The following is a 26,172-nucleotide window of genomic DNA, read 5'->3' on the forward strand; positions in this document are numbered from 1 at the left end:
CTGTCGCGCTATCCTCGGCTCATGTCGAGCGTGGGCCGAGTCGTGAAGAAGACGCCGAAATCCTTCCAGGACCTGCCCCCGATCCGCGTGCGGCGCGAACCGCCCACGATCCCCGAGGCGGTCGCTGCCGCGCAGGATCTCGCGGACGATCTCGAACAGCAGGTCGAGATTGCCGCTGGCCTGATCGGACTTCCCCTCGACGAGGTGCGCCCGCACGTGCTCGCCGCCGGGAAGCAGAAGCCCGAGAAGATCTCCGAGCGCATCCTCACCGCCGGCAGCCCGAGCCGGGCGCCGCGCACCGTCATCGTCGAGCGTCGTACCCGCCCGCCCGTCGTGGTGGAACGGCGCGGCCGCCCCCTCGACGGGCGGCGCTGACCGCCTACCAGGCCAAGGTCGCGCCGGTATAGTCGAGATAGGCGATACCGGGTTTGCCGAGCCGATTCTCGATGACGTCGGCCAGACCGGCGACGCTCGTCGCCACGTCGAGATCCGCCTCCTCGCCACCCATCTCCGTGCGGACCCAGCCGGGATGGAGAAGGACCACGCCGAACCCTTCGTCGCGGTGACGGATCTCGAAGCTGATCGCCAACGTGTTCAACGCCGCCTTGCTCGCGCGGTAGGTCTCCCATCCGCCACTCTCGTTGAGGGCGACGCTGCCGAGGACGGAGCTCATGAAAGCGATGAGACCGTTGCCCGCCAGCCGATCGCGAAACCGTTCGGCGAAGCGGATCGGGCTGATGGCATTGGTGAGGTAGACATGCGCGGCGACCTCGCGCGGGACGTCATGGGTAGGATTGTGCGCCTGGGTCGCCACGCCGGCCACCACGAAGATCAGGTCGTAGCGTTGGTGAGCAAGTCGGTCGTGGAGAGTGGCAACCGCCGCGTCATCATCGATATCGGCGGTCTCGATGCCGAGCACGTCGGAGGCCAAAGCCGCCAATCCGGCGGAGGGCGAGCGCTGGGTGGCGGTGACCGCCCAGCCTCGCGCGAGGAACGTCTCCACCAATCCGAGGCCCAGGCCGCGCGAGGCCCCAACGATCAATGCGTTCCTGCGTGTTCCGGCCATGGTTGGGGTCCTCCATCGCCGGGGCGAAGCCCGGCATCACGGGCCTAGGTTGGTCTTTTCCTCACGGCGGCAATGGCGGCGGACGCGCTCAATCGGCGGTCTGGACCGACCAGGTGGCATGGCTGATCCGCCCGTCGCGCTCCAACCCGGCCACCACCGCGTCGAGTTCGGCGGACTCCACCGCCGTCGCCACCAGGGTCGCCACCACCTCCACCGTCTCCTCGCCGCGTTCCACCACCTCGGTGCCGCCGACCGGGTAATGCGCCGCCTCCAGCCGTTCCACGAGAAGGTCACGGGCGGGGCCGGCATGCTCGGCCGGCACCGTGACCTGGACCTCGTAGGTGGCCTCGGTCTGGCTCTCATCGATGGGGACGCGGTTGATGGCGTTGACGAGGGGCCGCAGCAGGGTGTTGCCGGACAGAACCGCAGCCGTGACGAAACAGGCCTCCAGGGGGAAATCCGCCCCGGCGAAGGCTCCTACCGCCGCCGAGCACCAGAGGGTGGCGGCGGTGTTGAGGCCACGCACGTTCATGCCCTCCTTCATGATGACGCCTGCCCCGAGGAAACCGACGCCGGAGATGACGTAAGCGACCGTGCTCACCGCGCCGCGCGTTCCTTCGAGGCGCATGCCAAGATCGACGAAGGCCGCCGCCCCCACCGCCACCAGCACATTGGTGCGCAGCCCCGCCGTACGCTGGCGATATTGCCGTTCGGCCCCGATCATCGTGCCGAGCACGAAAGCGACGATGAGACTGACGGCGGAATTCACGAATTCCGGCAGTGGCGAAGCGAGGAGCGCAGTCATGGGCGCTGCATGTCGCCCGCCCATGACGAAACGGTGACGCTTCGCGCGTCAGCCACCGAGGAAGGCCCGCAGGGCCTTAAGCGTCTCGGAGGCATTCTCCTCAACAAGGAAATGTCCCGAGGTGATGTCCACGGCCTCGGCCTTCGGCGCGAAGGTCCGCTGCCACGCCGCCAGCGGGGTCTCGTGAGAATGGTCGAGATAGCCGTCGCCGGTGAGGATCAGCGTCGGGCAGGAGAGGGTCTTTCCTGCCGCGAGGTCGTCGAGGTCGGCCTCGCGGTCGCGGGTCGCGCCAGCGCGGTAATCCTCGCAGAAGGCGTGGATGCGCTCGGGCACGTTCCAGTTCTCGCGATAGAGGCGCAAGGCTTCCGGGGCGAAGGGGTCGAGGCTCCGGGCATTGCTCCATTGCCGAAGGAGGGCTTCGAAATAGGCGACCGGGTCGCGGCCGATCTCTTCCTCCGGACCGGGGGCCGGCCGGGCCAGGGATGCCCAATGCGAGGACACGTCGGGATCGGCTTCGATCCGCTCCCACTGAACGAGGGTGGGCAGGATATCGAGGAGGGCGAGGCGCTCGATCCGGCCCGGCTCGTCGAGGGCGAGTCGGTAGCCCACGCGCGCGCCGCGATCGTGACCCACGAGTGCGAAGCGGACATGGCCGAGCCGTTCCATGATCGCCACCACGTCGCGACCCATGCGGCGCTTGGAATAGGCCTCGTGGTGGGGGTCACCTTTGGGCGCTTCCGACCAGCCGTAGCCTTTCAGATCGAGGCACACCACGCGATGGGTCTCGGCCAAAGCCGGCGCGATGCGGTGCCAGCAGGCATGAGTCTGCGGAAATCCATGAAGGAAGATGACGGGAGGTGCATCCTCACGACCGCCGCTGCGGGCGAAGAAACGGCCCTCCGGAATGTCGATCCAGTCCGCGCTGAAGCCGGGGAAGAGGTCTGTATTCATGGTCTGCTCCAGTCTGCTCGCTGGGTTGGCACGGAAACCGGGAGGTCGGCCCTCGGTTTCCACCGACGTCTCGCAGGATGCGACATAACGCCGAATTCCGGCTTAGATCCTCGGGATCGGCAGAGAAATCCGCTCTGCATGCATTCGACTTCATGAAATCCCGGTGGTCGGGCATTCTGCCCGATCTCACCCTCGTGTTTCACGGGAAACGTCCCACGGGATTGACGCCGGTGCTCCGCTGCATGCAAACCCGATCGATATAGGGATCTCTTAAGAATCCGCCCGAGGAGACGCGCATGGTGCTGTACGCCGGCCCTGCCACGATCATGCCCCGCTTATCCGTTGCGGCAGCCCTGCGGGCGGCTCCGGCCGACGCGCGCTCATGAGCGACGCGACACTGGCCATGCGTCCCGCTACCTCGGCGGCGCCAGCCGCCGACGAGGCGCTTCGCGCACGCATCCTCGCTTTGCGGGATGGCCTGAGCCACGGACTCATCGGCGCCGAAACCCTCGTGGAGCGTCTGCTCATCGGGCTTCTCACCGGTGGCCATCTCCTCATCGAGGGCGCGCCCGGCCTCGCCAAGACGCGCGCGGTCAAACGCCTGTCGGACGGGCTCGACGGCAGCTTCGCCCGCATCCAATGCACGCCCGACCTGATGCCGGCCGATCTCACCGGCACCACCGTCTGGCGCCAGGATGCCGGCGATTTCGAGTTCCTGCCCGGTCCGCTGTTCCACTCCCTCATCCTCGTGGACGAGGTGAACCGCGCCCCGCCCAAAGTGCAGTCGGCGCTGCTGGAATCCATGGCAGAGGGCCAGATCACGGTCGCCGGCCATACCCATGTCCTGCCCGACCCGTTCATGGTGGTGGCGACCCAGAATCCCATCGAGCATGCGGGCACCTTCCCGCTGCCGGAGGCACAGCTCGACCGCTTCCTCCTCCATGTGGTGGTGGAGATGCCCGACGAAGCCTCCGAGCGCCGCATCCTCGACCTCGTCGAGGGCGAACTGAACCACCATGCCGAGGCGATGCCGGTGAAGCTCACCGTGGCGGAGATCCGCGCCGCCCGCGCGGCGGCCCTCAACGTCCACGTCTCGTCGGCCCTCAAGGACTATCTGGTGCGCCTCGTGGCCGGCACCCGCACCGACAAGGCGGCCCCGGATCTCCGCGCCTCGATCGAGCACCCGGCCTCCCCGCGCGGAACGCTGGCCCTGATGCTCGCCGGCAAGGCGCGGGCCTATCTGCGCGGCCGCGACCACGTGATCCCGGAGGATATCTCGGATCTCGCCGCCGACGCCCTGGCGCACCGGATCGGGCTCACCTGGCGCGCAGCAGCCGAGGGACAGACCGCGCGGGGCATCATCACGGGCCTCGTCCAGCGGGTCCGGGCGCTCTGAAGGCGGAATGGTCGGGTAGCACAGTCATGGCGTCCCCCTCCGGCCCGACCACGGGCTCCGCGCACGGCCCCGGTATCCACCTCTCGGGCGAGGCCCTGATGGGGCTACGCCACCTCGCCCGACGCGGCGTCTCGCCGGCCACCCGCACCCTGGCGGGCCTTCCCGGTGGCATCGTCACCCGCCGGCGTGGACGCGGATCGGAGCCCGACGACGTGCGGCTCTGGTCCGAGGGCGACGACCGCCGCCATATCGACCGCAACGCCACCGCCCGCACCGGCATCCTCCACGTGCGGACCCACCATGACGAGCGCGACCGCGCCGTGGTGCTGCTGGCGGATTTCCGCCCTTCCATGCTGTTCGGCACGCGTCGCGCCCTGCGCTCGGTGGCCGCGGCCGAAGCCCTGGTGCTGCTCGGCTGGCGCATCGTCGGCGATGGTGGCCGGATCGGCCTCGTGGCCGCGTCCTCGGGGGAACCGGTGGTGGTCCGTCCTGGCGGCGGCGAGCGGGCCATGACGGCGGTGACGGGTGCCCTTGCCATGGCCCATGCCCAGGCACTCGCCGCCTCGGACATGCAGGATCCCCCCCTAGACCGCAGCCTCACCGTGGCGGCGAGCCTGCTTCCGTCCGGCGGCCATCTCGTCATCGGCAGCGCGCTGGACGCGCCGGGGCCTGAATTCGACCACCTGCTCACCGTGCTGGCCGAGCGCCTGTCGATCCGCCTCGTCCTCGTCAGCGATGCGTTCGAGCGTAGGAAGCCGGCGGGGTTCTTTCCGTTCGCCACGCCGGACGGGCAGCGCGGCACGGTCCAGGTCGGGCGCTCCGCCGCCAATACGGACGGCGTGCCCGACGACCGACTCATCGCCTATGCGCGGCGCGGCATCGAAGGGTTGCGCCTCGACGCGGAGGCCGGCCCCGAAGCCTATGCTCCGCTGATGGAACGTCTCGATGCGGTGCTGTAGCGCGTGAACCCGCTTAGCTCCCCCACCGATCTCACCCAGCTGCGCGGCCTGCACCTCCCGGCCGATGCGGGTAGCGGCGCGCAGGGCGAAGTGGTGCTGGCCATCGCGCTGGGCTTCGTCGCGGCCCTTCTCGTCGGCCTCGTCAGGCTGATGCGGGCACGGGCGAAAGCTTCGGTGCGGGCCTCGGCCCTGCGCGGCCTCGCCGAGACGCGCACACTCGCTCCGGACGCACGCCTCATCGCGCAGGCCCGCCTGTTGCGGCGCCTCGCCCGGACGCTCGCCGGCGACGAGGCCGCCTCGACCCAGGGACGCGACTGGGCGGCCACCCTCGACCGTCTCTTCGCCACGGATGTCTTCAGCAAGGGCGCAGGCAGGGTCGTGACGGAGGGCCTGTACCGGCGCTCCTCCCCGGCCGACGTCGAGACCCTCGATGCCGAACTCAGCCGACTTTTCGCGCGGATCAGGGCCTGAGCCGATGCCAGCCTGGTTCACCGCTTTCCTCTCGGCCTTCGATCTCGCCGCGCCCCTGGCGCTGCTGCTCCTGCCGCTGCCCTTTCTCGCGGCCCGGCTGCTGCCGCCCGAGCGGATGGGATCGAGCGGTGCCTTGCGCGTTCCGTCCACCGTCGTGATGGGCTCCGCCCGAGGGGACGGCGTGGCGGCGCGCGGGCGCGGGCGCTCGCTCCTGATCTGGACCCTCTGGGCCGCCCTGGTGGCGGCGCTCGCCGGCCCCCGCCTCGTCCTGCCCGCCACCGCGCTTCCGGCCTCGGGTCGCGAGATCATGCTGGTGATGGACCTGTCCGGCAGCATGGAGCGGCGCGACTTCGCCATCGACGGCGAGACCGTGACGCGGCTCACCGCAGTGAAGCGGGTGGGCACCGACTTCATCCGCCGCCGGGCCGGGGACCGGATCGGCCTCGTGATCTTCGCCAACGAATCCTACGTCGCCGCGAGCCCGAGCTTCGACACCAATACCGTGGCGCGCGCCCTCGACGAGGCGACGATCGGCCTCGTCGGCCGCTCCACCGGCATCGGCGACGGTCTCGGCCTCGCCCTCAAGCGACTGGTGCCGGCCACCTCCGGCGAGGCGTCCGACATCCCGCCGGCCACATCGAAGGTGGTGGTGCTGATGACGGACGGGGCCAACAATGCCGGCCAGACCACGCCGCGCGACGTGGCGGCCTTGGCCAAGGAACTCGGCGTCAAGGTCCACACCATCGCCCTCGGCCCCCGTGACATGTCCAATGCCGACGGCGAGCAGGATGTGGTCGATGCCGAGACCTTGCGGGACATCTCGACTCTCACCGGGGGCACCTTCTTCCGGGTGAAGACCACCGACGACCTCATCGCCATGGCCGATTCCATCGATGCCATTGAAGGCGGTCGGGCCAAGGCTCCCCCGGTCCCCCTGCGGCAGGACCTGTGGCCCTGGCCCGCTGGCCTTGCTCTCCTCTGCGCGGCGGGCCTGCTGGTGGCGAGGCGCAAGGCATGAGCGCCCTTCTCTCCCTCGCCATCCTGCGGCCCTGGTGGCTCCTGGCGATTCCCGTCATCCTCGTCCTCGCCCTGCGCGCGGCCTGGCGTGCGGCCCCGCTGGGCGATTGGGCGAAGGCGGTCGATCCCGGCCTGATGGCCTTCCTCGAGACGCGCGGAGCCGTCCTCGGCGGGCGGCGCCAGGCCAACCTCGCCGCCGCTATCGCGGCCGGCCTGATCGCCGTCGCCCTCACGGGACCGGCCATAGAGCGCCCGGACGCGGCGACCTTCCGCAATCTCGATGCGACGGTGGTCGTCATCGATCTTTCGCGCTCCGTCGCTGAGGGCGGCCACCTCAAGGAGGTTCGCCAGATCGCCGACAGCGTGGCCCAGGCGGCGGGCACCCGCAGCGTCGCCGTGGTGGTCTATGCCGGCGACGCCTATCTCGCCGCCCCGCCGACCACGGATCGCGACGCCCTGAGCCTCGTCCTGTTCGCCCTCGACGGCGACACCGTGCCCGACCGCGGCACCCATCCCGAGCGCGGCCTCGCCATCGCGCGCCGGACCCTGGAAGAGGCCGGCGTCATCGCCGGCGACGTGGTCCTCGTCACCGATGGCGACGGGATCGGCGATGCCGCCATGCGCGAGGCCACTGCGATCCGGAACAAGGGATGGCACCTCCATGCCGTGTTCGTTCCGGCCACCAAGTCCCTGCCGGCGGGATCGCCCAAACCGGACCGGGCGGCCCTCGACCGGGTGACCGGCGCGGGCAGCGGCCTCACGGTCGATCTCGACAGGCCGGCCGCCCTCCTCGATGTGGTGGGGGCCAGCACGGCGCAACATCTGGCGGCGGGCGGCTACACCGTGCTCGCCTTCGCCGATCTGGGACGCTGGCTGATCCTCCTCGCCCTGCTTCCGGCCCTCGCCCTGTTCCGCAGGAGCGCCTGATGAGCACCGCGCGCCTCTCCTTGCCCGATCGTCTTCCCTTCGCCCGTTACTTGCCCCGGCATTGGACCGGCTGGGCCAGGATCGCCGGCATCACGCTGGCGGGGGCCGGCATTCTCGGCCTCACCCTGGTTTCGGAGCCGCGCACGACGCTCGGTCGCAGCCTGATGAGCCTCGGCCTGCCCAACGCCGCCGCCACCATCCTTGCCGATCCGGCTTGGCGCGGGCCCGCGCTCTACGAGGCGGGGCGCTACGAGGAGGCCATCGCGATCTTCCGGAATGGCGGCCGGCGCAACGCTTACAATCTCGCCAATGCGCTCGCGCGCTCGGGCGATTACCAGGGCGCCATCGACGCCTACGACGTCGCCCTGCAATACAATCCACGCGATGCGGATGCGCAGGCCAATCGTTCCCTCGTCGCCCGCCTCGTGGCCGAGGGGCCGGGCGATCCGGGCAAGGGCGGCGGCCTCGCCAATGCCACCGCGACCGTGGGCTCGCGCTACAACAAAACCTCGAATCAGGATCCCAACGACGACATGAAGGCCTCCTCCGTCGGTGAGGGACTGGCCGGCAATAAGGAGGGAGGCACCTCCTCCTCGACGCCGGGCAACAGCAAGGTGGCGCGGCGCGGCAAGGCCGAGCAGCAATCGGTGGATTCCGGCAAAGGTGAAGCGAGAGGCTCGGCCAGCGATGCCGCCGGTCGTGGACGCACGGGCGCCGGTTCCGCCATGGTCGCCGCCGCCCCGGAGCGGGAGGCGCGGCGCGTGACGAAGAGTTTCGAGGCGCACGAAATCCGCCCCGACCGCCTCTGGCTCCAGACCCTGCCTGACGATCCGGGCCGGTATCTCAAGCTGCGCCTGAAAGCCGAGCAAGCGGTGCGTGTGGAAGCGGGCACGGCGGTCCCGGCAGGAAGCAACCCATGGTGAGCGGAGTGTATCGCCCGGATACCAACCCTCCCCCCTCTGCGGGGGAGGGTGCCTGCGGAGCAGGCGGGAGAGGGGACGACCTCTCCGGAACTGGCGCTCCCCTCTCCCGACCCGCTTCGCGGGCCACCCTCCCCCGCAGAGGGGGGAGGGATCACGGACGGCGTGGCATCCTCATGCTCGGCGCGTTCCTATTCCTCGCCGCTCCCGCACAGGCCGAAATCGCTCCCGGCGACCTCACCCTGACGGTGACGCCGGAGCTCAACGGTAACGCTGCGCCGTTCTCGCGGGAAATGGTGCTGCTCCACATTCGCGGCGTCTACCGGCAGGCGATCCTGCTGGAGGAGGTCGTCCAGCCGTCGCTGGCGAATTTCAGCTGGACCCAGCTCGGCCGGGACACCTGGTCGAAGACACGCCTGCCGGACGGACAGGTGGCGGTGGCCTTCGACCGCACCATCGCGATTTTCCCGCACCATCCGGGCGACTTCACCATCGACCCGTTCATCCACCGCCTCACCATCAACGATGGCGGAACCCGCAAGGTGGTGGACGTTCCCTCCGTACCGGTCTCGCTGCCCGTCGCCACCTGGACGAAGCCGGTGGGCGGGCCCGACGTAAAGGAGCCGTGGTGGCTACCGGCGCGGGACGTCACGATCACGGATTCCTGGAGCCCCGATCCCGAAACGGTGAAGATCGGCGAGACCACGAGGCGCATCGTCACCCTGGAGGCGCAGGGGCTGGTGGCCGAAGGGCTGCCGCCAAGGCCGGTCATGCGCACACGCGGTATCCTCACCTTCGCCGGCCCCGTGACCCGCGAGACGATCATCACCCCGACTGGTCCGGTGGCGCGGGCGACCTATCAATGGGACGTGCGCCCTGCCGTCACCGAGATCGTCCCGCTCGATGCCATCACCATTCCCTGGTTCGACACCGTCTCGCGGACCTTGCGGGAAGCGGAAATCCCGGCCCGCCAGATCGGCGGCGGCCTGCCCGACCGGGACGAGGACGCCAAACCCGTCGCTCCGGCCTCGCCGATGGTCGTTGCGGCTGCGGCCGTGGGAGCTTTCGGGTTCGGCCTCGCCCTCATCGGCTTTGGCGTTCCGAGGCGCTCTCGGACCCTGCGCCTCGACCGTGCGACGCGTCGCGAACTCGCACGCCACGCGGAAGCCGGTGATGGGCCGGGTTTCCGCGCTGCCCTCGGCCCGGTCTTCGAGCGCGAACCCGAACTCGCGCGGCTCTGGCGCTCTACTCCGGTCATCTCCGAGGCACTGGCCGCCCTCGACGCCTCGCTCTATGGCCGAACCGAGGAAGCGACGCCGGACCTGGCTCTATTAGCCGGCAACCTGTCGAAGCCGTTCAAGATCGACAGGCCTCCCGCCGAGCCGGTCAACCCTTTGGCGGATCTCGATGGTCGGGCTTTGCGACGGTAACGTTTCGTTCACCCTGTTCTGAGAATTTCGAGCCTCGTCCACGGACGGGGCGTTGAGCGGTGAACGCCCATCGACAGGGCTTCCGGCGACGGGAGCACGCAGCGGGATGACATGAGCCGAGGGCGCGAGACAGCAGGAGGCCATGCCGCGAGGGTGCTGATCGCGGCAAGTTTCGTCGCGTCCGTCTTGGACGGCCCGGCCCGGGCCGCAGACGCGCGGGAGCGCTGGTCCACCCCCTACGGCGTGGAGGCCAACCGCCCTGTCCCGGGAGCCGAGCCGCCGCCGCGTTACTTCCCGCGCGCGGACGAGGACAGCACGCCCCGACGGGAGCGTGCGAGACCCCGACGGGTCGCCTGTATCCCGAGAAGCGTGCCCATTCCCACCGACGCGCCGGACGATCCGAGCTATGTCGGATCGACCTACGGGCTCGGGAAACCGAGCTATTACGGCTTCAAGCCGGCACTGGGCGTCGACGATCCGTTCGGCAGGTCGTTGCTGCCCTATTGCAACTGACGTCGCCCAACGGCGCCATCTGGCGTTCCGGCATGGATCTGGGATAGTCGAGGCACGATCCACACCCCTCATAAAGTCCCGCCGAAGAGCCCCGATGAGCAGCCAAGCCTCGCCCGTCACCCCGGTCCGGTTCGACGCGGTGGACCCCATGCGGGCCTGCATCCGCGCCTGGAAGACAGCGGGCGACCGTATCGTCTTGGTGCCTACCATGGGTGCCCTGCACCAGGGCCACCTCTCCCTCGTGACCCGGGCGCGGGAACTGGGGGAGCGGGTCGTGGTCAGCATCTTCGTCAACCCGACGCAGTTCGGACCGAGCGAGGATTTCTCGCGCTATCCGCGCGATACCGAGGCCGATCTCGCGCTGCTGTCGGAGGCGGGCGTCGATGCCGCCTACCTTCCCACCGTGGAGACGATGTACCCGGCGGATTTCTCCACCAGCCTCACGGTGGCGGGCATCAGCGAGGGATTGTGCGGCGCGTTTCGTCCGGGCCATTTCTCCGGCGTCGCCACGGTGGTGACGAAGCTCGTCAACCAGGTCCAGCCCGATACCGCCCTGTTCGGCGAGAAGGATTTCCAGCAATTGCAGGTCATCCGCCGCGCGGTGCGTGACCTCGACATCCCCGTCGCCATCGGCGGCGTCCCGACATTGCGAGAGGAGGACGGCCTCGCCCTCTCCTCGCGCAACCGCTACCTCGATGCACAGGAGCGACGGATCGCCCCTCTTCTGCACCGCGAACTGTCGATCATCGCCGAAGGATTGCGGGCGGGGAACGCCGCGTCCCCCCTCGTCTCCGCCTCGACCGATCGGCTGATCGAGGCCGGGTTCAGCACGATCCAGTATCTCAGCGTGTGCGATGCCGACACGCTGGCCCCGGTGGAACACGCCACGGGAGCGACCAGGATTCTGGTCGCCGCCTATCTCGGCTCGACGCGACTCATCGACAACGTAGCGGTCTAACAGCGATTCACTGGCGCGGTCGGTCGAGGCGGTGGGCCATGAAGAAATCGACCATCGCCCGTGACGCATCGGGTCCGCGACGGTCGGTGTAGCTGCCCGACGGGTCGCCCCCCGACCAGGCATGGTTGAGGCCGCGCACGACCCAGCTTTCCACCACCACACGATCGGTCTCGTCGGCATAACGCGTGCGGATATAGGAGAGCCCGCCCGGACTCACGCCGTCCGAGACGGAAGGCGTGAGCGCATCGACGCCGGCCTGGAGCAGGACCTGCTCGCCGTTGCGCGGGTGGACGGTGCTGTCGTTCTCGCCGTGAACCATGATGGTCGGAACGCGGGGCGTCCCTCCCTGCAGAGTGGCGGCGGCTCCCGAAGGCCCGAGACGCATCGTCGTCAGCGCCGAGGAGACGTCGCCGGCGCATCCGGCCGCAAGGCCGGAATGCACGCCGACGGCGGCGTAGAGATCGGGATAGGCCAGGGCCACGTTGGCAGCGGCCGCGCCACCGGCCGAGAGGCCGGCGATGTAGACCCTGCGCGGATCGACATCGTGGTTTTGCATCACCTCACGGGTAAGGCCAGCGATGATCTCGGCCTCGCCCAGGCCCCGTGCCTGATCGCCGGGCTGATACCAGTTCCAACAGCGCTGGCCGTGGTCCCTCGTGCTCTGGCCTGGATAGGCGACGAGGAACCCTTCCTGCTCGGCAAGGAGGTTCATGCCGGTTCCGGCAGCGAAATCGTCCGGTGACTGGGTGCAGCCGTGCAGCATCACAACCAGGGGAGGATGGGTGACTGTACGGCTGGGAATGTAGAGCTTGTAGTCGCGCGCACCCGCTTCGTTGGCGAAGGAATGCGCGGTGAAAGTTCCCTCTCCCGTGGTGAGAGACGGAACGTTTCCGTCTCGGAACAGCGTCGCGGGATCGAACCCCATGAAGCCGGACGTCGCCGGAGCAGTCGCAGTCGCGCCTTGAGCGACCGCGCCGGATGGCGACGACAGGCCGAATTTCCGCGCGACCTGATCCAGGGCCCCACGAAACTGATCGTGCAGACCTTCCGCGATCCCACCTGCCGAATGCGTGGAGGTTGCGGATTCCGCCGTCTGACCGGAATGGCTGGCGCCCTGGCTCCCGAACAGGCCGCGCTGAATGAGATCGGACGCTTCCTGCAAGCGGCCCGCCCCCGTCAGCTTGGTGGCTTCGACGAGATCGGCCAGACGTGCCTGTGTCCGGTTCGGGTGATCAGCCATCGCATGATCGCTTTCTTGGGTGTTGGACATGTGTGTCGACGAGCGGCCAGCGGATCTGATCGATGCAGGATAAAAGCTGATCCGGCATCGACGATGGGCTCGATTCGCCTCCGCGCCGACTCGTTGTGCAAAGATGTAAGCTGGTTCTGTTGCAATGCAATATGTGTTTTATTGCATTGCACCTAGTCGATATTTACTCGCCTTCGCTCTCGCTGACATAGTCGCGCCAGATCGGGCTTGCACTGAGAGATGAGACGAACGCAGCATGCTGAGTAACGTCCAAGGGGTTCAAGCGGTTGCGCAATCGGCGCGGCCCCGTGGCGACGGGACCGTCGCCGGAGGCAACGATCTGGATCGGTTCGGCGGCCTCGACCATCGCCAGGCCAAGGCTTGTCTGCTTGCCGCCGAGCAGCTCGATATAGACCTCGGCCAGGATCTGAGCGTCGAGAAGCGCACCGTGTTTGGTGCGCCGCGTCGTATCGATCCCATAGCGGACGCAAAGCGCGTCGAGGCTGTTGGAAGCGCCGGTATGCTTGCGCCGCGCCATCTGCAGCGTGTCGACCACCGCCCCCAAGTCGATCTGCGGCGGCCCGCCTTCGCCGAGCCGGGCGAACTCCATGTTGAGGAAGCCCACATCGAAGGGCGCGTTGTGGATCACGAGGGGGGAATCGCCGCAGAAGGCGACGAAATCGTCCACGATCGCCGAGAAGACGGGTTTGTCGGCCAGAAACGCGTCGGAGAGACCGTGGACGCCGAACGCACCCTGCGAGACCGGCCGTGTCGGATTGACGTAACGGTGGAAGGTCACCCCCGTCTGGATATGGTTGATCAGTTCGACGCAGCCGATCTCGATCAGCCGGTCCCCGTTCTTGGCATCCGTACCGGTGGTTTCGGTGTCGAGGACGATCTCACGGAGCATGGTACGGTCCATTCGAGGAGAAACGAAGCGATCGGTCAGGCTTGGCCTGCGCCGACGAGCCGTTCGATGAGAGCGTCGACCTGATTTTCGGCGCCAGCAAGGCCAAGCCCGGTATCGATGAGGAAGTCGGCACGGGCGCGCTTATCGGCATCGGGCATCTGCTTGGCGAGGATCGCGGCAAAAGCCGCCTCGGACATGCCCGGGCGCGCCAGCACACGCTGCCGCTGAACATCGGGATCCGCCGTCACCACCAGAACCGCATCGCATCTCGCCTCTCCGCCGGTCTCGAACAGGAGGGGGATGTCGAGGATCACCAGGGAGGCGTCGGCGTGCTCGTCGAGGAAGCGCTGCTCCTCCGCGCGGACGAGGGGATGGATCGCGGCTTCCAGCCGGGCGAGAGAATCGGGCCGGCCGAGCACATGGTCCCGCAGGCACGCGCGGTCGACGGAGCCGTCCTCCGCGATGGCGTCGGGGAACAGGTCGGCGATGAGGCGGGCGCCGGCTCCACCCGCCGCGTAGAGGCGCCGCACCGCTGCATCCGCGTCGTGGATCGGAATGCCGCGCCGGGCGAACATGGCGGCCGTGGTCGATTTCCCCATGCCGATGGAGCCGGTGAGGCCGAGAATGAACGGCCGGGTCATCGCTTCGCGACCAGATCGGCGACGATCAGGGCACGCAGCTCCGGCGTCACCAAGGGACGGGTCCCGAACCAGCGTTCGAAACCCGGCACTGCCTGATGCAGGAGCATGCCGAGCCCGTCGACTACGCGATGCCCTCGCGCAGCTGCCGCTGCGAGGAGCAGCGTCTCCAAGGGCGAGTACACGATATCGGCGACGGCACATTCAGCCGGCAAACGATCCAGCTTGATGTCGAGGGGCGGCTTGCCGGTCATGCCGAGGGAGGTGGTATTGACGAGAAGCCGCGCTCGGCGGAGGGCATCGTCGAGCCCGTCCCAGTCGATGGCCTCCACGCGGGACGGATCGAGTTCCACGATGGCCTCGGCCCGCGAGCGAGTGCGGTTGGCCACGAGGATGCGGCTCGCCGGCCGGTCGAGGAGGCCCGCGACGACGGCCCGTGCCGCCCCTCCCGCTCCGAGGATCACGACATCTCCCCGATCAGCGCCGAGCCGGTCCGCCCCGAGGGTCTCGTCGAGATGGGCGGTGAAGCCGACGGCGTCGGTGTTGTCGCCGACGAGACGTCCCTGCCCGTCGAAGGAGAGCGTGTTGACCGCGCCGATCCGCCGGGCGGACGCCGTCAGCACCTCGGCCCCGGCGAAGGCGGCTTCCTTATGTGGCAAAGTCACGTTTCCGCCGGCGAACCCGGCAGCTTTCAGGCCGCGCAGGAAGGCCCCAAAATCCTCCGGCGCCACGTCGATCCGCTCGTAGGACCCGTCGAGCCCAAGGGTCGAGAGCCAGTGTCCGTGGATCATCGGCGACCGGGAATGGGCGATCGGATGACCGACGACGAAGGCTTTGATCATGAATGGGTCTCGCGGGGCGTTCGGGATCAGAAGGCAAGGCAGCCATGGCAGCGCAACCGGTCGAGCAATCCGGTCAGCGGCAGGCCGAGGATCGTGGCATGGGCGCCTTCGATTTCCGCGAATAGATGGATGCCGAGGCCTTCCAGCTGGTATCCCCCCACCGTGCCGGTGACGCGGTCATGCCCGGCAATCGCCAGATAGGTGTCGATGGCGACCGCGCTCAGATCCCGCATGGTCAGACGGGCCTCGTCATGCATCACGTCCGGCTCCCGTCCCGGTACGATCAGGGCGGCAGCGGAATGCAGGGAGTGCATCCTGTTGGATAGCCGGCTCAGCTGATGTTTCGCCGCGTCGAGGGAGGCGGATTTGTGGAACACCTCCCCGTCGCAGGCGAGAACCTGATCCGCGGCCAGGACGATCCTGTCGCGGGCCTTTTCCGCGACCGCCCGTGCCTTGGCCAGGGCCAGTCGGCGAGCGAGATCGGCGGGGGCGAGGGGGCCTGAATCGGCCTCGATGCCTCGCTCGTCGACATTCGGGATCTCGACCTCCACGTCGAGTCCGGCCGCTTCCAGGAGATGCCTGCGCGTCGGCGAGCCGGAGGCAAGAACCAATGGACGTTCGGGAAGCCAGAGATGGGTCATGACGGAGCTCGCTTCGCGTTTCACGCCACGATGAACTTGAGCCGGTGCTCGCGGTGGAGATCGAGGATCGCGGCGGCGGTCTCCTCGATGGACCGCCTCGTGACGTCGATGGTCGGCCAGCGATGTCGGCTGCAGAGTTTGCGACAGGCGGCGATCTCGTCGGCGACGGCGTCGCGATCGACATAGAGAGAGGTGTCGTCCGCCTTCAGGCTCAGCAGACGGTTCTGACGAATCTGCACGATCCGCTCAGGAGACGCGAGAAGGCCGACCACGAGGGGCTTGCGGGCGTTCTCGAGATTGGGCGGCACCGGCATGCCGGGCACGAGCGGGAAATTCGCGGTCTTCAGCCCACGATTGGCCAGATAGATTGCCGTCGGGGTCTTCGAGGTGCGGCTGACGCCCACGAGGATCACGTCGGATTCGTCGATGTCGAAGGGCAGGTTGCCGTCGTCATGCGCGAGGGTGAAGTTCATCGCGTCGATGCGCTTGAAATATTCGGCGTTCAGCATGTGCTGCGCCCCGGGCCGCGCCGTCGTCTCCGCACCGAGATAGGATTGGAGCAGGGCGTGGACCGGCTGGAGCACGGATAGGCAGGGCGAGCCGGTCTCGCGACAGGCCGCTTCCAGACGCTCGGTCAGGTCGTGCCCGACGAGCGTGTAGAGAACGAGGCCCGGCGCCGCCTCGATCTCGGAAATCACCCGTTCGAGCTGGGCCGAGGATCGCACCAGCGGATAGACATGCTCGATGGCCGAGACGCCTTCATACTGGGCGGCGGCGGCGCGACCCACATTGATGAGGGTCTCACCGGTGGAATCCGACACGAGATGGAGATGGAAGTAGCTGCGACTCATCGGAAATTCCCATCCCAGGCCGGCGGACGGGCTCGAGGGATCTCCGGGTTATCCACCACACCTGAAGGCCGGAGTCGACAGGTGGGGATAAAGCACCCCTGTCCGGGCCGGGGGCGGAACCTTCCCCCGCGTTGTCGACTCTCACGTCAACATGCAGACCAACGACCCTCGTCCCGATCTCGGTTTGGGAGATTCAGGGAGGGTTCGGGCACGAGGGACCCATCACGGCGCGCAAGTCGCTGATTAGACTTCCCGTTCTCGAAAGTTAGCGCGAACCCGTTAAAGCCCCGTTAACGGCGGTGGCGCGGGGATGGGGTGTGGACAAGTTCGCGGTCCCGTCATCCCCCGTCTAAAAGAAAAAACAGAGTCCTAGAATCTCTCTTTTCTTATTAGATAGACGGGACGGGGACAGGGATTTTCGGCCACCCTCAGAAGCTCTCGCAGGGAACAGGGCTTTCGGAAGTGGGCATCGGAGAAGCGGGGACGTCCTGCGGTAAAACAACGTCCCTCGGCAAAAGATCTTCCCGAGGAGGGGCCGGGACGTCATAGCTCTGTTCCAAGGGGGAGGGTCTCTCCCCATCAAGATGGACCTGGCGGATACGCGCATGACTCGACGTGACGGCACCGATCGTGCGCTGCTTCAGGTTCTCGACGGCAAACCGTCCCGGATCCCTCCCGCCTGGATGATGCGGCAGGCCGGGCGCTACCTGCCGGAATATCGCGAGGTCCGGGCCAGGGCAGGCTCCTTCCTCGACCTCTGCTACAATCCGGACTTCGCCACCGAGGTGACCCTGCAGCCGATCCGGCGCTTCGGCTTCGACGCGGCGATCCTGTTCTCCGACATCCTCGTCGTGCCGGACGCCCTCGGGCAGAATGTCCGCTTCGTCGAAGGGGAAGGCCCGCGTCTCGATCCGGTCCATGGCCGGGACGAATTCGCCCGCCTGAAACAGGCCGATGATCCGAGCATCTTCCAGCATCTGGAACCGGTCTTCGAGACCGTCCGGCGCCTGCGCTCCGAGTTGCCGGCCGAGACGACGCTTCTCGGGTTCTGTGGCGGTCCCTGGACGGTGGCGAGCTACATGATCGGCGGACGCGGCACGCCCGACCTCGCTCCCGCCCGCGCGCTCGCCGATACCGAGACCGCCCTGGTGGAAGCGCTCATCGACCGCCTGGTCTCGGTGCAGATCGAGTACCTGTCGCGCCAGCTCGAAGCCGGCGCCGATGCGGTCCAGATCTTCGAATCCCATGCGGGTTCGCTGCCGCAGGCACCGGGTGACACGGCGGATGCCCTGAAACATTGGAGCTTTTCCCCCATCGCCCGCATCGTCGACGGGGTCAGGGCCCGCGTGCCGGGGGCGAAGATCATCGTCTTCGCCCGGGGCTCGGGCCTCGAAGGCCATGCCCGCGTGATGGCGGAGACCGGGGCGGACGCCGTCGGCGTCGATTGGAGCGTCGATCTGAAGGCCCTGCGCGGTGCCGTCACGCCGCGCACCGTGACCCAGGGCAACATCCACCCCGAAACGCTGATCGAGGGTGGCGAGGCCCTCGACGCGGCCGTGGACGGGGTGCTCGAGGCGACGGAGGGACTGCCGCACATCTTCAACCTCGGCCACGGCATCACCCCGCAGACGCCGATCGCCCATGTGGAGCGGATGCTCGCCAGATTGCGGCGCTGACGGCCTGACCATGGCCGACACGCTCTATCCCTGGATCAAGGCGATCCACGTCATCGCCGTCATCTCCTGGATGGCGGGGCTGCTCTACCTGCCGCGCCTCTTCGTCTACCACGCGTCCCTGCCCGAGGGGCCGGCCTCCTCGGCCCAGTCCGAGACGTTCAAGGTCATGGAACGGCGCCTGATGAAGGCGATCATGAACCCGGCCATGATCGTCACTTGGCTGCTCGGCCTGTTCCTCGTCTGGCAGAGCGGGTTCTACGCGTCGGGTTGGATGCAGGCGAAGTTCGCCCTGGTCCTCGCCATGAGCGGCTGCCACGGCTGGTTCTCGCGGATGGTCAAGGATTTCGCCGCCGACCGGAACGCGCGGACCCACCGCTTCTACCGGATGGTCAACGAGGTCCCGACGCTTCTCATGGTGGCCATCGTCATCCTCGTCATCGTCAAGCCGGGATTCTGATCATGATCGCATCGCATCCTCGTTACAGAGCATGGGGCCTTGCCGCGGCCATGGTGCTGGCCGCATCCGGCGCCGAGGCCGCGAGCTTCCCGTGCGAGAAGGCGGAGACGCCTGACGAAAAGGCGATCTGCGGCCATCTTCCCCTCAACGATCTCGACGTGGAGATGGCGGTCCGGTTCGAGATCCTGCGCGGGCTCCTGCCCATGGGCGGAAACGCCAAGCTGCGCGACGACCAGGAGGCCTGGCTGCAGGAACGGCGCAGCTGCGCAGCGGACGTCGCCTGCCTGACCAAGGCCTACGAGGCGCGCCTGAAGACCCTACGCGGCGTCTTCTCGGAATTCGCCAAGCAGGGGCCGCTGTAGTGGAATGGCTTGACCCGTGGGAGTCGGTGAATTCAGGGCAAACGGATGACGTCTCCGCCCTTGGCCAGGGCTGGGAAGCTGAACTCCGCAAGGAGGTCGCACCGGCGCACATCCTTTACGGGCTGGCGACCACGCTGATCGCCCGTCGATACGATCGGGACGACGCCCTTTTTCAGCTGCATGACGGCCGGGTGGCGCAAGTTCACTTGACCTGGAAACAGGCGCAAGAGCCCGACCCACGCTGGCCTAAAACCGTTATCTACGCGTCGTTGCAGTCCTGGGCGGATACGGACCGACGATGTGATCATGCTGCATGGGTCGCAGCGCCCGATCCTTGAGGCGTCGTCGTCGTCGGCCGGGCCTCAGCCCAGCCGCGTGAGCAGCCGGTCGATCAACGGGTTGTCCGGGCCGAAGGCGTAGTCGATCCGCCTGACGCTGACCGCGCTCGCTCCCGATTTCACGAGATCGTCCACGAGGTCGAACGTGGCGTCCACCGGGCAGTGGAGCACGATCTCGGCGCTCCGGTTCTCCGGCATGCCGTAGGGCAGCTGGGCATCGTGCAGGGCGCTGATCCCGGCGAGATCGAGATCGCCGTCGGCCGGCATCGCCGCCCGGATCTCGCGGGTGAGGCGCGCGCGCTCCTCCGCCGCGATCCGGCCGAGCACGGTGCGCAATGCCTTCTTCTGGCTCTGGCCCCAGGGCGCCGTCAGCGAGGCGACGAGATTGGCCTCCGAACGCAGGATGATGCCGTCGTCGAGGATCTTAAGGGCGTTCGCGGCGAGCGTTGCCCCCGTCGTGGTGATGTCGACGATGATCTCCGCCGAGCCCGAGGCGGGGGCGCCTTCCGTGGCGCCTAGGCTCTCGACGATGCGGTAATCGGCCACCCCGTGCTCGGCGAAGAACCGCCGGGTCAGGTTGACGTATTTCGTGGCGATGCGCAGGCGGCGCCCGTGGCGGATGCGGAGTTCGGCCGCGACCTCGTCGAGATCGGTCATGGCGCGGACGTCGATCCAGGCCTGCGGCACTGCGACGACGACCGTGGCCTGGCCGAAGCCGAGCGGCGTCAGCAACTCGACCTGTCCTCGCGCATCGGGAAGGCTCTCGCGGATCAGATCCTCGCCGGTGACGCCGAGATGGGCGCTGCCGCTGGCGAGCTGGTTGGCGATCTCGGAAGCCGAGAGGTAGCGCACCTCTACATCGGGCACGCCGACGAGCTTGCCGCGATAGTCGCGCGCCCCCGCCCCTTGGGCGAGTTTCAGCCCCGCCCGGGCGAAGAAGGCGGAAGCGTTCTCCTGCAGGCGCCCTTTCGAGGGCACGGCGAGGACGAGGGGGCCCTCGGCCGGGCCTTGCGAAGCCTGGGGAGTCGGAACGGTCTCAGCCACGGGACGATCCTTCCGACGTGAGGACACGGGACAGCCAAACGGCGCAGCCCACCGCCGGGATCGGCGTGGGGCTGCCCAGATGCTGGAGCAGTCCGTCGTAGCGGCCGCCGCCGACGAGGGGGGCGGCGCCTTGCCCTCGCGTCACCTCGAAGATGAAGCCGGTATAATAATCGAGGTTGCGGGCGAAGCTGCCCGAAAACCGGAACCGCTCCACGTCGAGACCGCGCGCGGCCATGAAGCCGGTCCGCTCCTCGAACAAGGAGAGGGCGGCTTCCAGCGGCGCGTAAGTGACGCCCGCCGAGGCGGCGAGCTCGCGCATGGAGTTGGCGGCCTGATCCGGATCGCCCGAGATGGCGCGGTAGCGCTCGACGATGGCGCGGTTCTCAGTGTTGAGCCCGGCGCCGCCATTAGCTCGCGCCGAGGCCTTGGCGAGGAAGCGTTCCGCGATCTCGCCGGCGCTGCGTCCGCCCACGCGCGAAATGCCGGCGATGGACAGAACGTCCTCGACGAAGGCGCGTACGCCCTTCGGATCCTGGCCCTGGATCGCCGCCAGGAGGCCGGCATGCGGGTCTTCCACGGTCGCCACGGTGGTGACGTCGTCCAGGGAACGGCCGGCTGCCAGCGCTCGCAACGTCCGCCGCTTGGCGGCCGGCGGCACGTTGAGCCCATCGAGCAGCGCGTCGATGACGCCCATGTCGCCGAGCCTTACCGAGACCTCACCGGCTCCGAGCAGGTCGAGGCCTTCGAGGGCGAGGCCGAGCACCTCCGCATCCGCCGCCGGGATGTCGGTGCGGCCGATGGATTCGATGCCCGCCTGGAGGAACTCCTCCGCCTCGCCGGAACCGAGCCGGAAGACCGGGCCGAGATAGCTGTAATCTGCGGTCGTCCCCACGCCCCGCGCCAGATGCTGGCGGCAGACCGGAATGGTGAATTCCGGCCGCAGGCAGAGTTCCGCGCCCGACGCGTCCTGCGTCACGAAAATACGCCGGCGGATGTCTTCGCCGGAGAGTTCGAGGAACGGCTCCACCGGCTGGAGCACGGCGGGCGTCACCGCGCCGTAGCCTCCGTGCGAGAAATGCGCGAGGAGCCGCGTTCCCTCATCCGCTCGCACGGTGTCGATCGGATCGACTGCCTCCGGTCTCGTCATGGTTCACCCGCCGCCTGATGCCGCGTCCTTTATCAACAGCATCCGGACTTGGCGACCACCCACAGAGCGGGAAGTCCGCCGACCTCCCATGCGGGCGGTATCGGCGTCTCAGATCCAGCCCTGCAATTCGCGGCGGACCACGTTCTCGATCACCTTCATCCCGAGGTCGCTGTCGTTGAGACAGGGGATGTAGGCGAAGCGCTCGCCGCCATTCTCCTCGAAATAATGGCGGTTCTCACCGTCGAGCTCCTCCAGGGTCTCGAGGCAGTCGGCGGTGAAGCCCGGCGCCACGATGGCCATGCGCTTCACACCGGATTTGGCGAGGGTCTGCACGGTCTCGTCGGTATAGGGCTTGAGCCATTCCTCGTTGCCGAAGCGCGACTGGAAGGTCGTGCGCATCCGTTCCGTCGAGAAGCCCAGGGCCTCGCGGATCAGCCGCCCGGTCTTCACGCATTGGCAATGGTAGGGATCGCCCTTGAGAAGGTAGGATTTCGGCACCCCGTGGAACGAGGTGAGGATCACCTCCGGCTCGAAATCGAGCTTGGCCAATCCCTCGCGGATCGAGGTGGCCATGGCCTCGATATAGACGGGGTCGTCGTGATACGGCGCCGAGACCCTGACGGTCGGCTGCCAGCGCATCTGCATCAGCGCCTTGAAGGCCTGGTCGCAGGCGGTAGCCGAGGTGGCGGCGGCATATTGCGGGTAGAGCGGTACCAGCAGGATGCGGTCGCAGCCCTGGTCGAGGAGCGCCTGGATGCGCAGGGACACTTCCGGCTTGCCGTAGCGCATCGCCCAGTCGACCACGACGGAATCGCCCATCGCTGCCTGCAGCCGCTCGGACTGCCCGCGGGTGATGGTCTTGAGCGGACCCTCGTTGCGCTCGTTGTTCCACACGCTGGCATAATCGCGCCCCTTCGGGCCGGGACGCTTCGTGAGGATGATGAGGTTCAGGATGGGCCACCAGATCAGCCGCGGCACCTCGATGACGCGCCGGTCGGACAGGAACTCCTTGAGATAGCGGCGCATGGGCCAGTAGCTCGTGCCCTCCGGCGTGCCGAGATTCATCAGAAGCACGCCGACCCGGCCCCAGCGCACGGGCGGATGGTCGGAGGGCAGGCTGGCGGTCGCGGAGGAGCTGGTCTGCAACGGCTTGAGGTCCTTGAGGGACGTCGGTTCGACGCGTTCGTTCATCGGGTTTCCGAAGCGCCGACGTGAGGCGCGGTTATCTGAATGACGCCATTCCGGCACAGTTGTACCAGACGGCATATCTATCTAGAGCACGAGACCTGCCAGCGACCATCTCGTCAATGAAGGCGCGACATGCCGTCTCCCCGGTACTTCTTCAACCACTTCATGCCGTTCACCGGCTACCCCTATAAGGGGGCGCCGACGGTCTGCAATCTGTGCGGATCGGGCGAGACCGTGACGGTGGCGGAGACCGACCGGCGGCTGAAGACCCTGAAATCCATCGCCTGCGCGCAATGCGGGCTGATTCGCACCGACCCGATGCCGACGCCGGACGAATTGGCGCATTACTACGCCCATGCCTACCGGGCGGATTATCAGCTTGCTTTCGCCGGCGGGCCGCCGCGCCACCACCTCAACCGCTCGGCCCGCGAGGCGACCTTCCGCGCCGACCTGCTGGCGCCGAAGCTGAAGCCCGGTGCCCGGGTGCTCGATTTCGGTTCGGGTTCGGGCGAGTTCCTGGCCGCCGTCCGCGCCCGGGGCTGCGAGGCGGTCGGCATCGAGCCCGGCCGGGACTACGCCGCCTATGCCCGCCAGCACCACAAGGTCGAGGTTCTCGACGATGCCAGCGACGAGCGTTTTCCGCCCGGGCATTTCGACGTGATCTCGACGCATCACGTGCTCGAGCACCTGCGCGATCCGGCCGTGGTGATGGAGCGCCTGTCGCGCTGGCTGAAGCCCGACGGGGTGCTCTATGCCGCCGTGCCGAACATGGCCGCCACCGGCAAGCCACCGCACGAGCGTTTCCACTTCGCCCATGTCCACGGCTACGTCCGGGAGACCTTCGACCTTCTCGCCCGTCGGGCCGGCCTCGTCCCCCATCCCGAATATTGGCGCGAGGACACGACGGTCGTCTACGTGAAGACCGACGCCCCGGTGGGCGAACTCGCCAATCCCGGCCTCGCCCAGCGCCTGGCCGTCGATCTGAAGCCGATGCCGGCCGCCGCCTATCTGGTGTCAGGCGCCTGGATCTGGCCAATGATCCGCCGCAACGCCAAGGCGGTGCGCGACGGTTTCGCCTCTCGCTGAGTTCGGCGTTCCGGCCTGATGCCGGAACCAGTGCCCCGTTGTTGCATCGGCTTCATCGATCGCGTCCACACTGGATTTCGGGTGGAAACTCCACCGCCCGGCCCCTCGGAGACCTGTCGCGATGCCACGTCCTACCCGTCGTCAGACCCTGAGCCTCGGTCTCGGGGCGGGGCTCGCGGCAGGCTTGGCCGCGCCCGCCCGTGCCGGGGCGATCGAACCGACCTTCACGCTCCTCCTCGTCAACGACATCTACCTGATGTCCGAGGTCGAGGGCCGTGGCGGTTTCGCCCGCCTCAACGCTGTGGTGAAAGCCGAGCGGGCGCGCGGCGTGCCGATGCTCTACGCCCATGCCGGCGACACCCTGTCCCCCCTCGCTGATGTCGGGGTTCGACCGCGGCGCGCATATCGTCGAACTCCTGAACATCGCGCCGCCGGATGTCTTCGTTCCGGGCAACCACGAATTCGATTTCGGTCCCACGACCTTCGCCCAGCGCATGGGCGAGGCGGCCTTTCCGGTCTTCGCGGCCAATCTGCGCGGTGCGGACGGCAAGCCGCTCAAGGGGATCCGCGACCGGATGATCGTGACGCTCGGCGGGATCCGGGTCGGCATCGTCGGCATCGCCCTCGCCAGCACGCCGGAGAAATCGCAATCCGGCGACCTCGTCTTCGGTCCCGAGATCGAGACGTTGCGTGCGGCGGCCCAGGCCCTTCGCGACGAAGGGGCCGAGCTCATCGTGGGCATCTGCCATACGGCGCGGATCACCGACGAGGCGATCGTGGCGGCACGGATCGTCGACATTCTGCTCTCTGGCCACGACCACGACCTCATCGTGCAGTATGACGGGCGCAGCCTGCTGGCGGAATCGAGCTTCGACGCGCGCTACGTCACCGCCATCGACGTCGCCGTGACGGTGAAAGGAGCGGGCAAGGCCCGGACCCTGTCCTGGCACCCGACCTTCCGCATCCACGACACCGCCGACATCACGCCGGACCCCGAGACCCTCGCCCTGACACAGCGGCTCGAGGCCCGGCTGGCGAAGGAACTCGATGTGCCGGTGGGGACGATCAGCACGCCCCTCGACAGCCGCATCTCGACCGTGCGCCTCCGCGAAGGCAGCTTCGGCAACCTCGTCGGCGATGCGCTCCGGGCGGCGACGGGGGCGGAGATCGCCCTCACCAATGGCGGCGGCATTCGCGGCAACCGGCTCTATCCGGCCGGTACCGTGCTGACCCGGCGCGACATCCTCACCGAGCTTCCCTTCGGCAACACCACGGTTCTGGTCTCGCTGACGGGCGCACAGGTGCGGACCCTGCTGGAATCGGCCCTTGCCGATCTCGGCCGCCCGGCGGGTCGTTTCCCGCAGGTCTCGGGTCTCGTCGTCACGGTGGATCCGGGGGCGAATGCGGGACACCGGATTCAGTCCATCCTCGTGGACGGACAGCCCCTCGACGAGACGCGGACCTATACGGTGGCCTCCAACAACTTCCTCTACGATGGCGGCAACGGCTACGGCCTCCTCGCGGATGGGCGCACCCTGATCGGCGCCACGGACGGCAAGCTCGTGGCCAACGAAGTCATGGCCTATATCGCCCGGCATGCTCCCCTCTCCGTTCCCGAGGACGGCCGGATCGTGATCCGGTGACGGCGCACGGCCCGCTGAGCCTGGCCCTCCACGAGTTCCGCGCCTCGGGCTCGTCCTGGCTGACGCTGCCGTTCTTTTCCGGTGGAGCGGCGGATGCCGTCTGCGCGCGGGTCGATCGCCGGATCGCCGAGGGGGCGACGGTCCTGCCTTCCCCCGATGCGGTCTTCTGTGCCCTCACGCTGACGCCGCTGGAGACGGTGAAGGCCGTGATCCTCGGGCAGGACCCCTATCCGACGCCGGGCGATGCCAACGGCCTCGCCTTCTCCTATGTCGGTCCCCGCCGGCTTCCGGCCTCTCTCAAGGTGATCCTCGCCGAATTGCCGGGCGCGCCGGCGAGCGGCGATCTCACGCCCTGGGCGAGACGGGGCGTGCTGCTCCTGAACTCGGCCCTCACCGTGGAGGCCGGCAAGTCCGGCGCACATCTGCGCTATGGCTGGTCCGCCCTCACCGATGAGGCCGTGACGGCGGTCTCTGCCCGCCCGACCCCCGCGATCTTCCTGCTCTGGGGCGCACAGGCCCGCGCGCGGGCGGCCCTCATCGACCGCGAACGATGCGGGGTGATCGAGACCGGGCATCCCTCTCCCCTCAACCGCCTGCGGGATTTTTCGGGCACGCGGTCCTTCGACGAGGCCAATGCCTGGCTGGCGAGCCGGGGCCTTTCCCCCATCGATTGGTCGCTCGCTTGAC

At 68.1% G+C, this 26,172-nt stretch carries 27 protein-coding genes and 1 pseudogene; 16 read left to right on the forward strand and 12 right to left on the reverse strand.

Going from position 1 to position 26,172, the window contains the following annotated elements:
* The first annotated feature begins 42 nt into the window (after positions 1 to 42).
* Complete coding sequence (locus tag IPV08_RS05870; RefSeq protein ID WP_200919017.1) at positions 43 to 375, forward strand: hypothetical protein; 333 nt, start codon at positions 43 to 45, stop codon at positions 373 to 375.
* Positions 376 to 379: 4 nt separating this feature from the next.
* On the opposite strand, the gene IPV08_RS05875 is transcribed toward IPV08_RS05870, so the two are convergent.
* The 3 genes from IPV08_RS05875 to IPV08_RS05885 form a co-directional block, all read right to left on the reverse strand.
* Complete coding sequence (locus tag IPV08_RS05875; RefSeq protein WP_207411129.1) at positions 380 to 1,066, reverse strand: SDR family oxidoreductase; 687 nt, start codon at positions 1,064 to 1,066, stop codon at positions 380 to 382.
* Between the two features lie 88 nt (positions 1,067 to 1,154).
* Positions 1,155 to 1,871 carry an MgtC/SapB family protein gene (locus IPV08_RS05880; RefSeq protein WP_207411130.1) on the reverse strand — a complete coding sequence of 239 codons (717 nt, stop codon included), beginning with the start codon at positions 1,869 to 1,871 and terminating at the stop codon, positions 1,155 to 1,157.
* Between the two features lie 48 nt (positions 1,872 to 1,919).
* Positions 1,920 to 2,822: an alpha/beta hydrolase gene (locus IPV08_RS05885; protein ID WP_207411131.1), complete on the reverse strand. Its 903-nt coding sequence runs from the start codon at positions 2,820 to 2,822 to the stop codon at positions 1,920 to 1,922.
* Between the two features lie 382 nt (positions 2,823 to 3,204).
* Between IPV08_RS05885 and IPV08_RS05890 the strand changes: the two genes are divergently transcribed.
* The 9 genes from IPV08_RS05890 to panC all read left to right on the forward strand — a co-directional run bounded on the left by IPV08_RS05890 (position 3,205) and on the right by panC (position 11,413).
* Positions 3,205 to 4,218, forward strand: coding sequence for a MoxR family ATPase (locus IPV08_RS05890; RefSeq protein ID WP_207411132.1), 1,014 nt, complete (start codon positions 3,205 to 3,207; stop codon positions 4,216 to 4,218).
* A gap of 98 nt (positions 4,219 to 4,316) precedes the next feature.
* The gene (locus IPV08_RS05895; protein WP_246747826.1) at positions 4,317 to 5,177 is read left to right on the forward strand and encodes a DUF58 domain-containing protein; all 861 of its coding nucleotides are present in this window, start codon (positions 4,317 to 4,319) and stop codon (positions 5,175 to 5,177) included.
* A gap of 3 nt (positions 5,178 to 5,180) precedes the next feature.
* Positions 5,181 to 5,648 carry a DUF4381 family protein gene (locus tag IPV08_RS05900; protein ID WP_207411134.1) on the forward strand — a complete coding sequence of 156 codons (468 nt, stop codon included), beginning with the start codon at positions 5,181 to 5,183 and terminating at the stop codon, positions 5,646 to 5,648.
* Positions 5,649 to 5,652: 4 nt separating this feature from the next.
* A complete protein-coding gene (locus IPV08_RS05905; protein WP_207411135.1) occupies positions 5,653 to 6,666 on the forward strand; it encodes a VWA domain-containing protein in 1,014 nt (337 codons plus the stop codon).
* The gene (locus IPV08_RS05910) at positions 6,663 to 7,592 is read left to right on the forward strand and encodes a vWA domain-containing protein (RefSeq protein ID WP_207411136.1); all 930 of its coding nucleotides are present in this window, start codon (positions 6,663 to 6,665) and stop codon (positions 7,590 to 7,592) included. The genes IPV08_RS05905 and IPV08_RS05910 overlap by 4 nt, the downstream gene beginning before the upstream one ends.
* A complete protein-coding gene (locus tag IPV08_RS05915) occupies positions 7,592 to 8,515 on the forward strand; it encodes a tetratricopeptide repeat protein (protein ID WP_207411137.1) in 924 nt (307 codons plus the stop codon). Before IPV08_RS05910 ends, IPV08_RS05915 begins: the two co-directional genes overlap by 1 nt.
* Positions 8,516 to 8,688: 173 nt before the next feature.
* Positions 8,689 to 9,942, forward strand: coding sequence for a BatD family protein (locus IPV08_RS05920; RefSeq protein ID WP_207411138.1), 1,254 nt, complete (start codon positions 8,689 to 8,691; stop codon positions 9,940 to 9,942).
* A gap of 111 nt (positions 9,943 to 10,053) precedes the next feature.
* Positions 10,054 to 10,455 (forward strand): hypothetical protein, encoded by a 402-nt coding sequence (locus IPV08_RS05925; protein WP_246747816.1) that lies wholly within the window; start codon positions 10,054 to 10,056, stop codon positions 10,453 to 10,455.
* Between the two features lie 94 nt (positions 10,456 to 10,549).
* Positions 10,550 to 11,413: a pantoate--beta-alanine ligase gene (gene panC, locus IPV08_RS05930; protein ID WP_207411139.1), complete on the forward strand. Its 864-nt coding sequence runs from the start codon at positions 10,550 to 10,552 to the stop codon at positions 11,411 to 11,413.
* 7 nt (positions 11,414 to 11,420) lie between these two features.
* Here panC and IPV08_RS05935 read toward each other — a convergent pair whose 3' ends face one another.
* The 6 genes from IPV08_RS05935 to IPV08_RS05960 form a co-directional block, all read right to left on the reverse strand.
* Positions 11,421 to 12,653 (reverse strand): PHB depolymerase family esterase, encoded by a 1,233-nt coding sequence (locus tag IPV08_RS05935; protein ID WP_207411140.1) that lies wholly within the window; start codon positions 12,651 to 12,653, stop codon positions 11,421 to 11,423.
* A gap of 193 nt (positions 12,654 to 12,846) precedes the next feature.
* Positions 12,847 to 13,572, reverse strand: a complete 726-nt coding sequence (gene dnaQ, locus IPV08_RS05940; protein ID WP_207411141.1) for a DNA polymerase III subunit epsilon — start codon at positions 13,570 to 13,572, stop codon at positions 12,847 to 12,849.
* Positions 13,573 to 13,607: 35 nt separating this feature from the next.
* Positions 13,608 to 14,213, reverse strand: coding sequence for a dephospho-CoA kinase (gene coaE / locus IPV08_RS05945; RefSeq protein WP_207411142.1), 606 nt, complete (start codon positions 14,211 to 14,213; stop codon positions 13,608 to 13,610).
* Positions 14,210 to 15,052 carry a shikimate dehydrogenase gene (locus IPV08_RS05950; protein ID WP_207411143.1) on the reverse strand — a complete coding sequence of 281 codons (843 nt, stop codon included), beginning with the start codon at positions 15,050 to 15,052 and terminating at the stop codon, positions 14,210 to 14,212. Before IPV08_RS05950 ends, coaE begins: the two co-directional genes overlap by 4 nt.
* Before the next feature lie 26 nt (positions 15,053 to 15,078).
* Positions 15,079 to 15,693, reverse strand: a complete 615-nt coding sequence (locus tag IPV08_RS05955; RefSeq protein WP_207411144.1) for a nucleoside triphosphate pyrophosphatase — start codon at positions 15,691 to 15,693, stop codon at positions 15,079 to 15,081.
* Positions 15,694 to 15,713: 20 nt separating this feature from the next.
* A complete protein-coding gene (locus tag IPV08_RS05960; protein WP_056422951.1) occupies positions 15,714 to 16,544 on the reverse strand; it encodes a pyruvate, water dikinase regulatory protein in 831 nt (276 codons plus the stop codon).
* Between the two features lie 605 nt (positions 16,545 to 17,149).
* Here IPV08_RS05960 and hemE point away from each other — a divergent pair.
* Genes hemE through IPV08_RS05975 form a run of 3 tightly spaced genes read left to right on the forward strand, consistent with a single transcriptional unit; the run spans position 17,150 to position 19,039 of the window.
* Positions 17,150 to 18,220, forward strand: coding sequence for a uroporphyrinogen decarboxylase (gene hemE / locus IPV08_RS05965; RefSeq protein WP_207411145.1), 1,071 nt, complete (start codon positions 17,150 to 17,152; stop codon positions 18,218 to 18,220).
* A gap of 10 nt (positions 18,221 to 18,230) precedes the next feature.
* A complete protein-coding gene (gene hemJ / locus IPV08_RS05970) occupies positions 18,231 to 18,677 on the forward strand; it encodes a protoporphyrinogen oxidase HemJ (RefSeq protein ID WP_207411146.1) in 447 nt (148 codons plus the stop codon).
* Positions 18,678 to 18,679: 2 nt separating this feature from the next.
* The gene (locus IPV08_RS05975) at positions 18,680 to 19,039 is read left to right on the forward strand and encodes a lysozyme inhibitor LprI family protein (protein ID WP_207411147.1); all 360 of its coding nucleotides are present in this window, start codon (positions 18,680 to 18,682) and stop codon (positions 19,037 to 19,039) included.
* Positions 19,040 to 19,401: 362 nt separating this feature from the next.
* On the opposite strand, the gene hisG is transcribed toward IPV08_RS05975, so the two are convergent.
* The 3 genes from hisG to hemH all read right to left on the reverse strand — a co-directional run bounded on the left by hisG (position 19,402) and on the right by hemH (position 22,759).
* Positions 19,402 to 20,421, reverse strand: a complete 1,020-nt coding sequence (hisG, locus tag IPV08_RS05980) for an ATP phosphoribosyltransferase (protein ID WP_056422962.1) — start codon at positions 20,419 to 20,421, stop codon at positions 19,402 to 19,404.
* Complete coding sequence (locus IPV08_RS05985; RefSeq protein ID WP_207411148.1) at positions 20,414 to 21,568, reverse strand: ATP phosphoribosyltransferase regulatory subunit; 1,155 nt, start codon at positions 21,566 to 21,568, stop codon at positions 20,414 to 20,416. Before IPV08_RS05985 ends, hisG begins: the two co-directional genes overlap by 8 nt.
* Positions 21,569 to 21,676: 108 nt before the next feature.
* A complete protein-coding gene (gene hemH / locus IPV08_RS05990) occupies positions 21,677 to 22,759 on the reverse strand; it encodes a ferrochelatase (RefSeq protein WP_207411149.1) in 1,083 nt (360 codons plus the stop codon).
* A gap of 129 nt (positions 22,760 to 22,888) precedes the next feature.
* Here hemH and IPV08_RS05995 point away from each other — a divergent pair, with 129 nt between their 5' ends.
* From IPV08_RS05995 to IPV08_RS06005, 3 genes and pseudogenes are all read left to right on the forward strand, one after another.
* A complete protein-coding gene (locus IPV08_RS05995) occupies positions 22,889 to 23,842 on the forward strand; it encodes a class I SAM-dependent methyltransferase (protein ID WP_056422972.1) in 954 nt (317 codons plus the stop codon).
* Positions 23,843 to 23,963: 121 nt separating this feature from the next.
* A pseudogene (locus IPV08_RS06000) lies at positions 23,964 to 25,485 on the forward strand (bifunctional UDP-sugar hydrolase/5'-nucleotidase).
* Entirely contained in the window at positions 25,482 to 26,171 is a 690-nt protein-coding gene (locus IPV08_RS06005) for a uracil-DNA glycosylase (protein WP_207411150.1), read from the forward strand. The pseudogene IPV08_RS06000 and the gene IPV08_RS06005 overlap by 4 nt, the downstream one beginning before the upstream one ends.
* Position 26,172: the final 1 nt, after the last annotated feature.

This window comes from Methylobacterium sp. SD274 (assembly GCF_017355285.1).
Taxonomy (GTDB): Bacteria; Pseudomonadota; Alphaproteobacteria; order Rhizobiales; family Beijerinckiaceae; genus Methylobacterium.

Excerpts from the sequence above, each read along its gene's own strand:
- IPV08_RS05875 (WP_207411129.1), bottom strand. The coding sequence starts at position 1,066 with ATGGCCGGAACACGCAGGAACGCATTGATCGTTGGGGCCTCGCGCGGC.
- IPV08_RS05880 (WP_207411130.1), bottom strand. The coding sequence starts at position 1,871 with ATGACTGCGCTCCTCGCTTCGCCACTGCCGGAATTCGTGAATTCCGCC.
- IPV08_RS05885 (WP_207411131.1), bottom strand. The coding sequence starts at position 2,822 with ATGAATACAGACCTCTTCCCCGGCTTCAGCGCGGACTGGATCGACATT.
- IPV08_RS05890 (WP_207411132.1), top strand. The coding sequence starts at position 3,205 with ATGAGCGACGCGACACTGGCCATGCGTCCCGCTACCTCGGCGGCGCCA.
- IPV08_RS05895 (WP_246747826.1), top strand. The coding sequence starts at position 4,317 with ATGGGGCTACGCCACCTCGCCCGACGCGGCGTCTCGCCGGCCACCCGC.
- IPV08_RS05905 (WP_207411135.1), top strand. The coding sequence starts at position 5,653 with ATGCCAGCCTGGTTCACCGCTTTCCTCTCGGCCTTCGATCTCGCCGCG.
- IPV08_RS05910 (WP_207411136.1), top strand. The coding sequence starts at position 6,663 with ATGAGCGCCCTTCTCTCCCTCGCCATCCTGCGGCCCTGGTGGCTCCTG.
- IPV08_RS05915 (WP_207411137.1), top strand. The coding sequence starts at position 7,592 with ATGAGCACCGCGCGCCTCTCCTTGCCCGATCGTCTTCCCTTCGCCCGT.
- IPV08_RS05920 (WP_207411138.1), top strand. The coding sequence starts at position 8,689 with ATGCTCGGCGCGTTCCTATTCCTCGCCGCTCCCGCACAGGCCGAAATC.
- IPV08_RS05925 (WP_246747816.1), top strand. The coding sequence starts at position 10,054 with ATGAGCCGAGGGCGCGAGACAGCAGGAGGCCATGCCGCGAGGGTGCTG.
- panC (WP_207411139.1), top strand. The coding sequence starts at position 10,550 with ATGAGCAGCCAAGCCTCGCCCGTCACCCCGGTCCGGTTCGACGCGGTG.
- IPV08_RS05935 (WP_207411140.1), bottom strand. The coding sequence starts at position 12,653 with ATGGCTGATCACCCGAACCGGACACAGGCACGTCTGGCCGATCTCGTC.
- dnaQ (WP_207411141.1), bottom strand. The coding sequence starts at position 13,572 with ATGCTCCGTGAGATCGTCCTCGACACCGAAACCACCGGTACGGATGCC.
- coaE (WP_207411142.1), bottom strand. The coding sequence starts at position 14,213 with ATGACCCGGCCGTTCATTCTCGGCCTCACCGGCTCCATCGGCATGGGG.
- IPV08_RS05950 (WP_207411143.1), bottom strand. The coding sequence starts at position 15,052 with ATGATCAAAGCCTTCGTCGTCGGTCATCCGATCGCCCATTCCCGGTCG.
- IPV08_RS05955 (WP_207411144.1), bottom strand. The coding sequence starts at position 15,693 with ATGACCCATCTCTGGCTTCCCGAACGTCCATTGGTTCTTGCCTCCGGC.
- IPV08_RS05960 (WP_056422951.1), bottom strand. The coding sequence starts at position 16,544 with ATGAGTCGCAGCTACTTCCATCTCCATCTCGTGTCGGATTCCACCGGT.
- hemE (WP_207411145.1), top strand. The coding sequence starts at position 17,150 with ATGACTCGACGTGACGGCACCGATCGTGCGCTGCTTCAGGTTCTCGAC.
- hemJ (WP_207411146.1), top strand. The coding sequence starts at position 18,231 with ATGGCCGACACGCTCTATCCCTGGATCAAGGCGATCCACGTCATCGCC.
- IPV08_RS05975 (WP_207411147.1), top strand. The coding sequence starts at position 18,680 with ATGATCGCATCGCATCCTCGTTACAGAGCATGGGGCCTTGCCGCGGCC.
- IPV08_RS05985 (WP_207411148.1), bottom strand. The coding sequence starts at position 21,568 with ATGACGAGACCGGAGGCAGTCGATCCGATCGACACCGTGCGAGCGGAT.
- hemH (WP_207411149.1), bottom strand. The coding sequence starts at position 22,759 with ATGAACGAACGCGTCGAACCGACGTCCCTCAAGGACCTCAAGCCGTTG.
- IPV08_RS05995 (WP_056422972.1), top strand. The coding sequence starts at position 22,889 with ATGCCGTCTCCCCGGTACTTCTTCAACCACTTCATGCCGTTCACCGGC.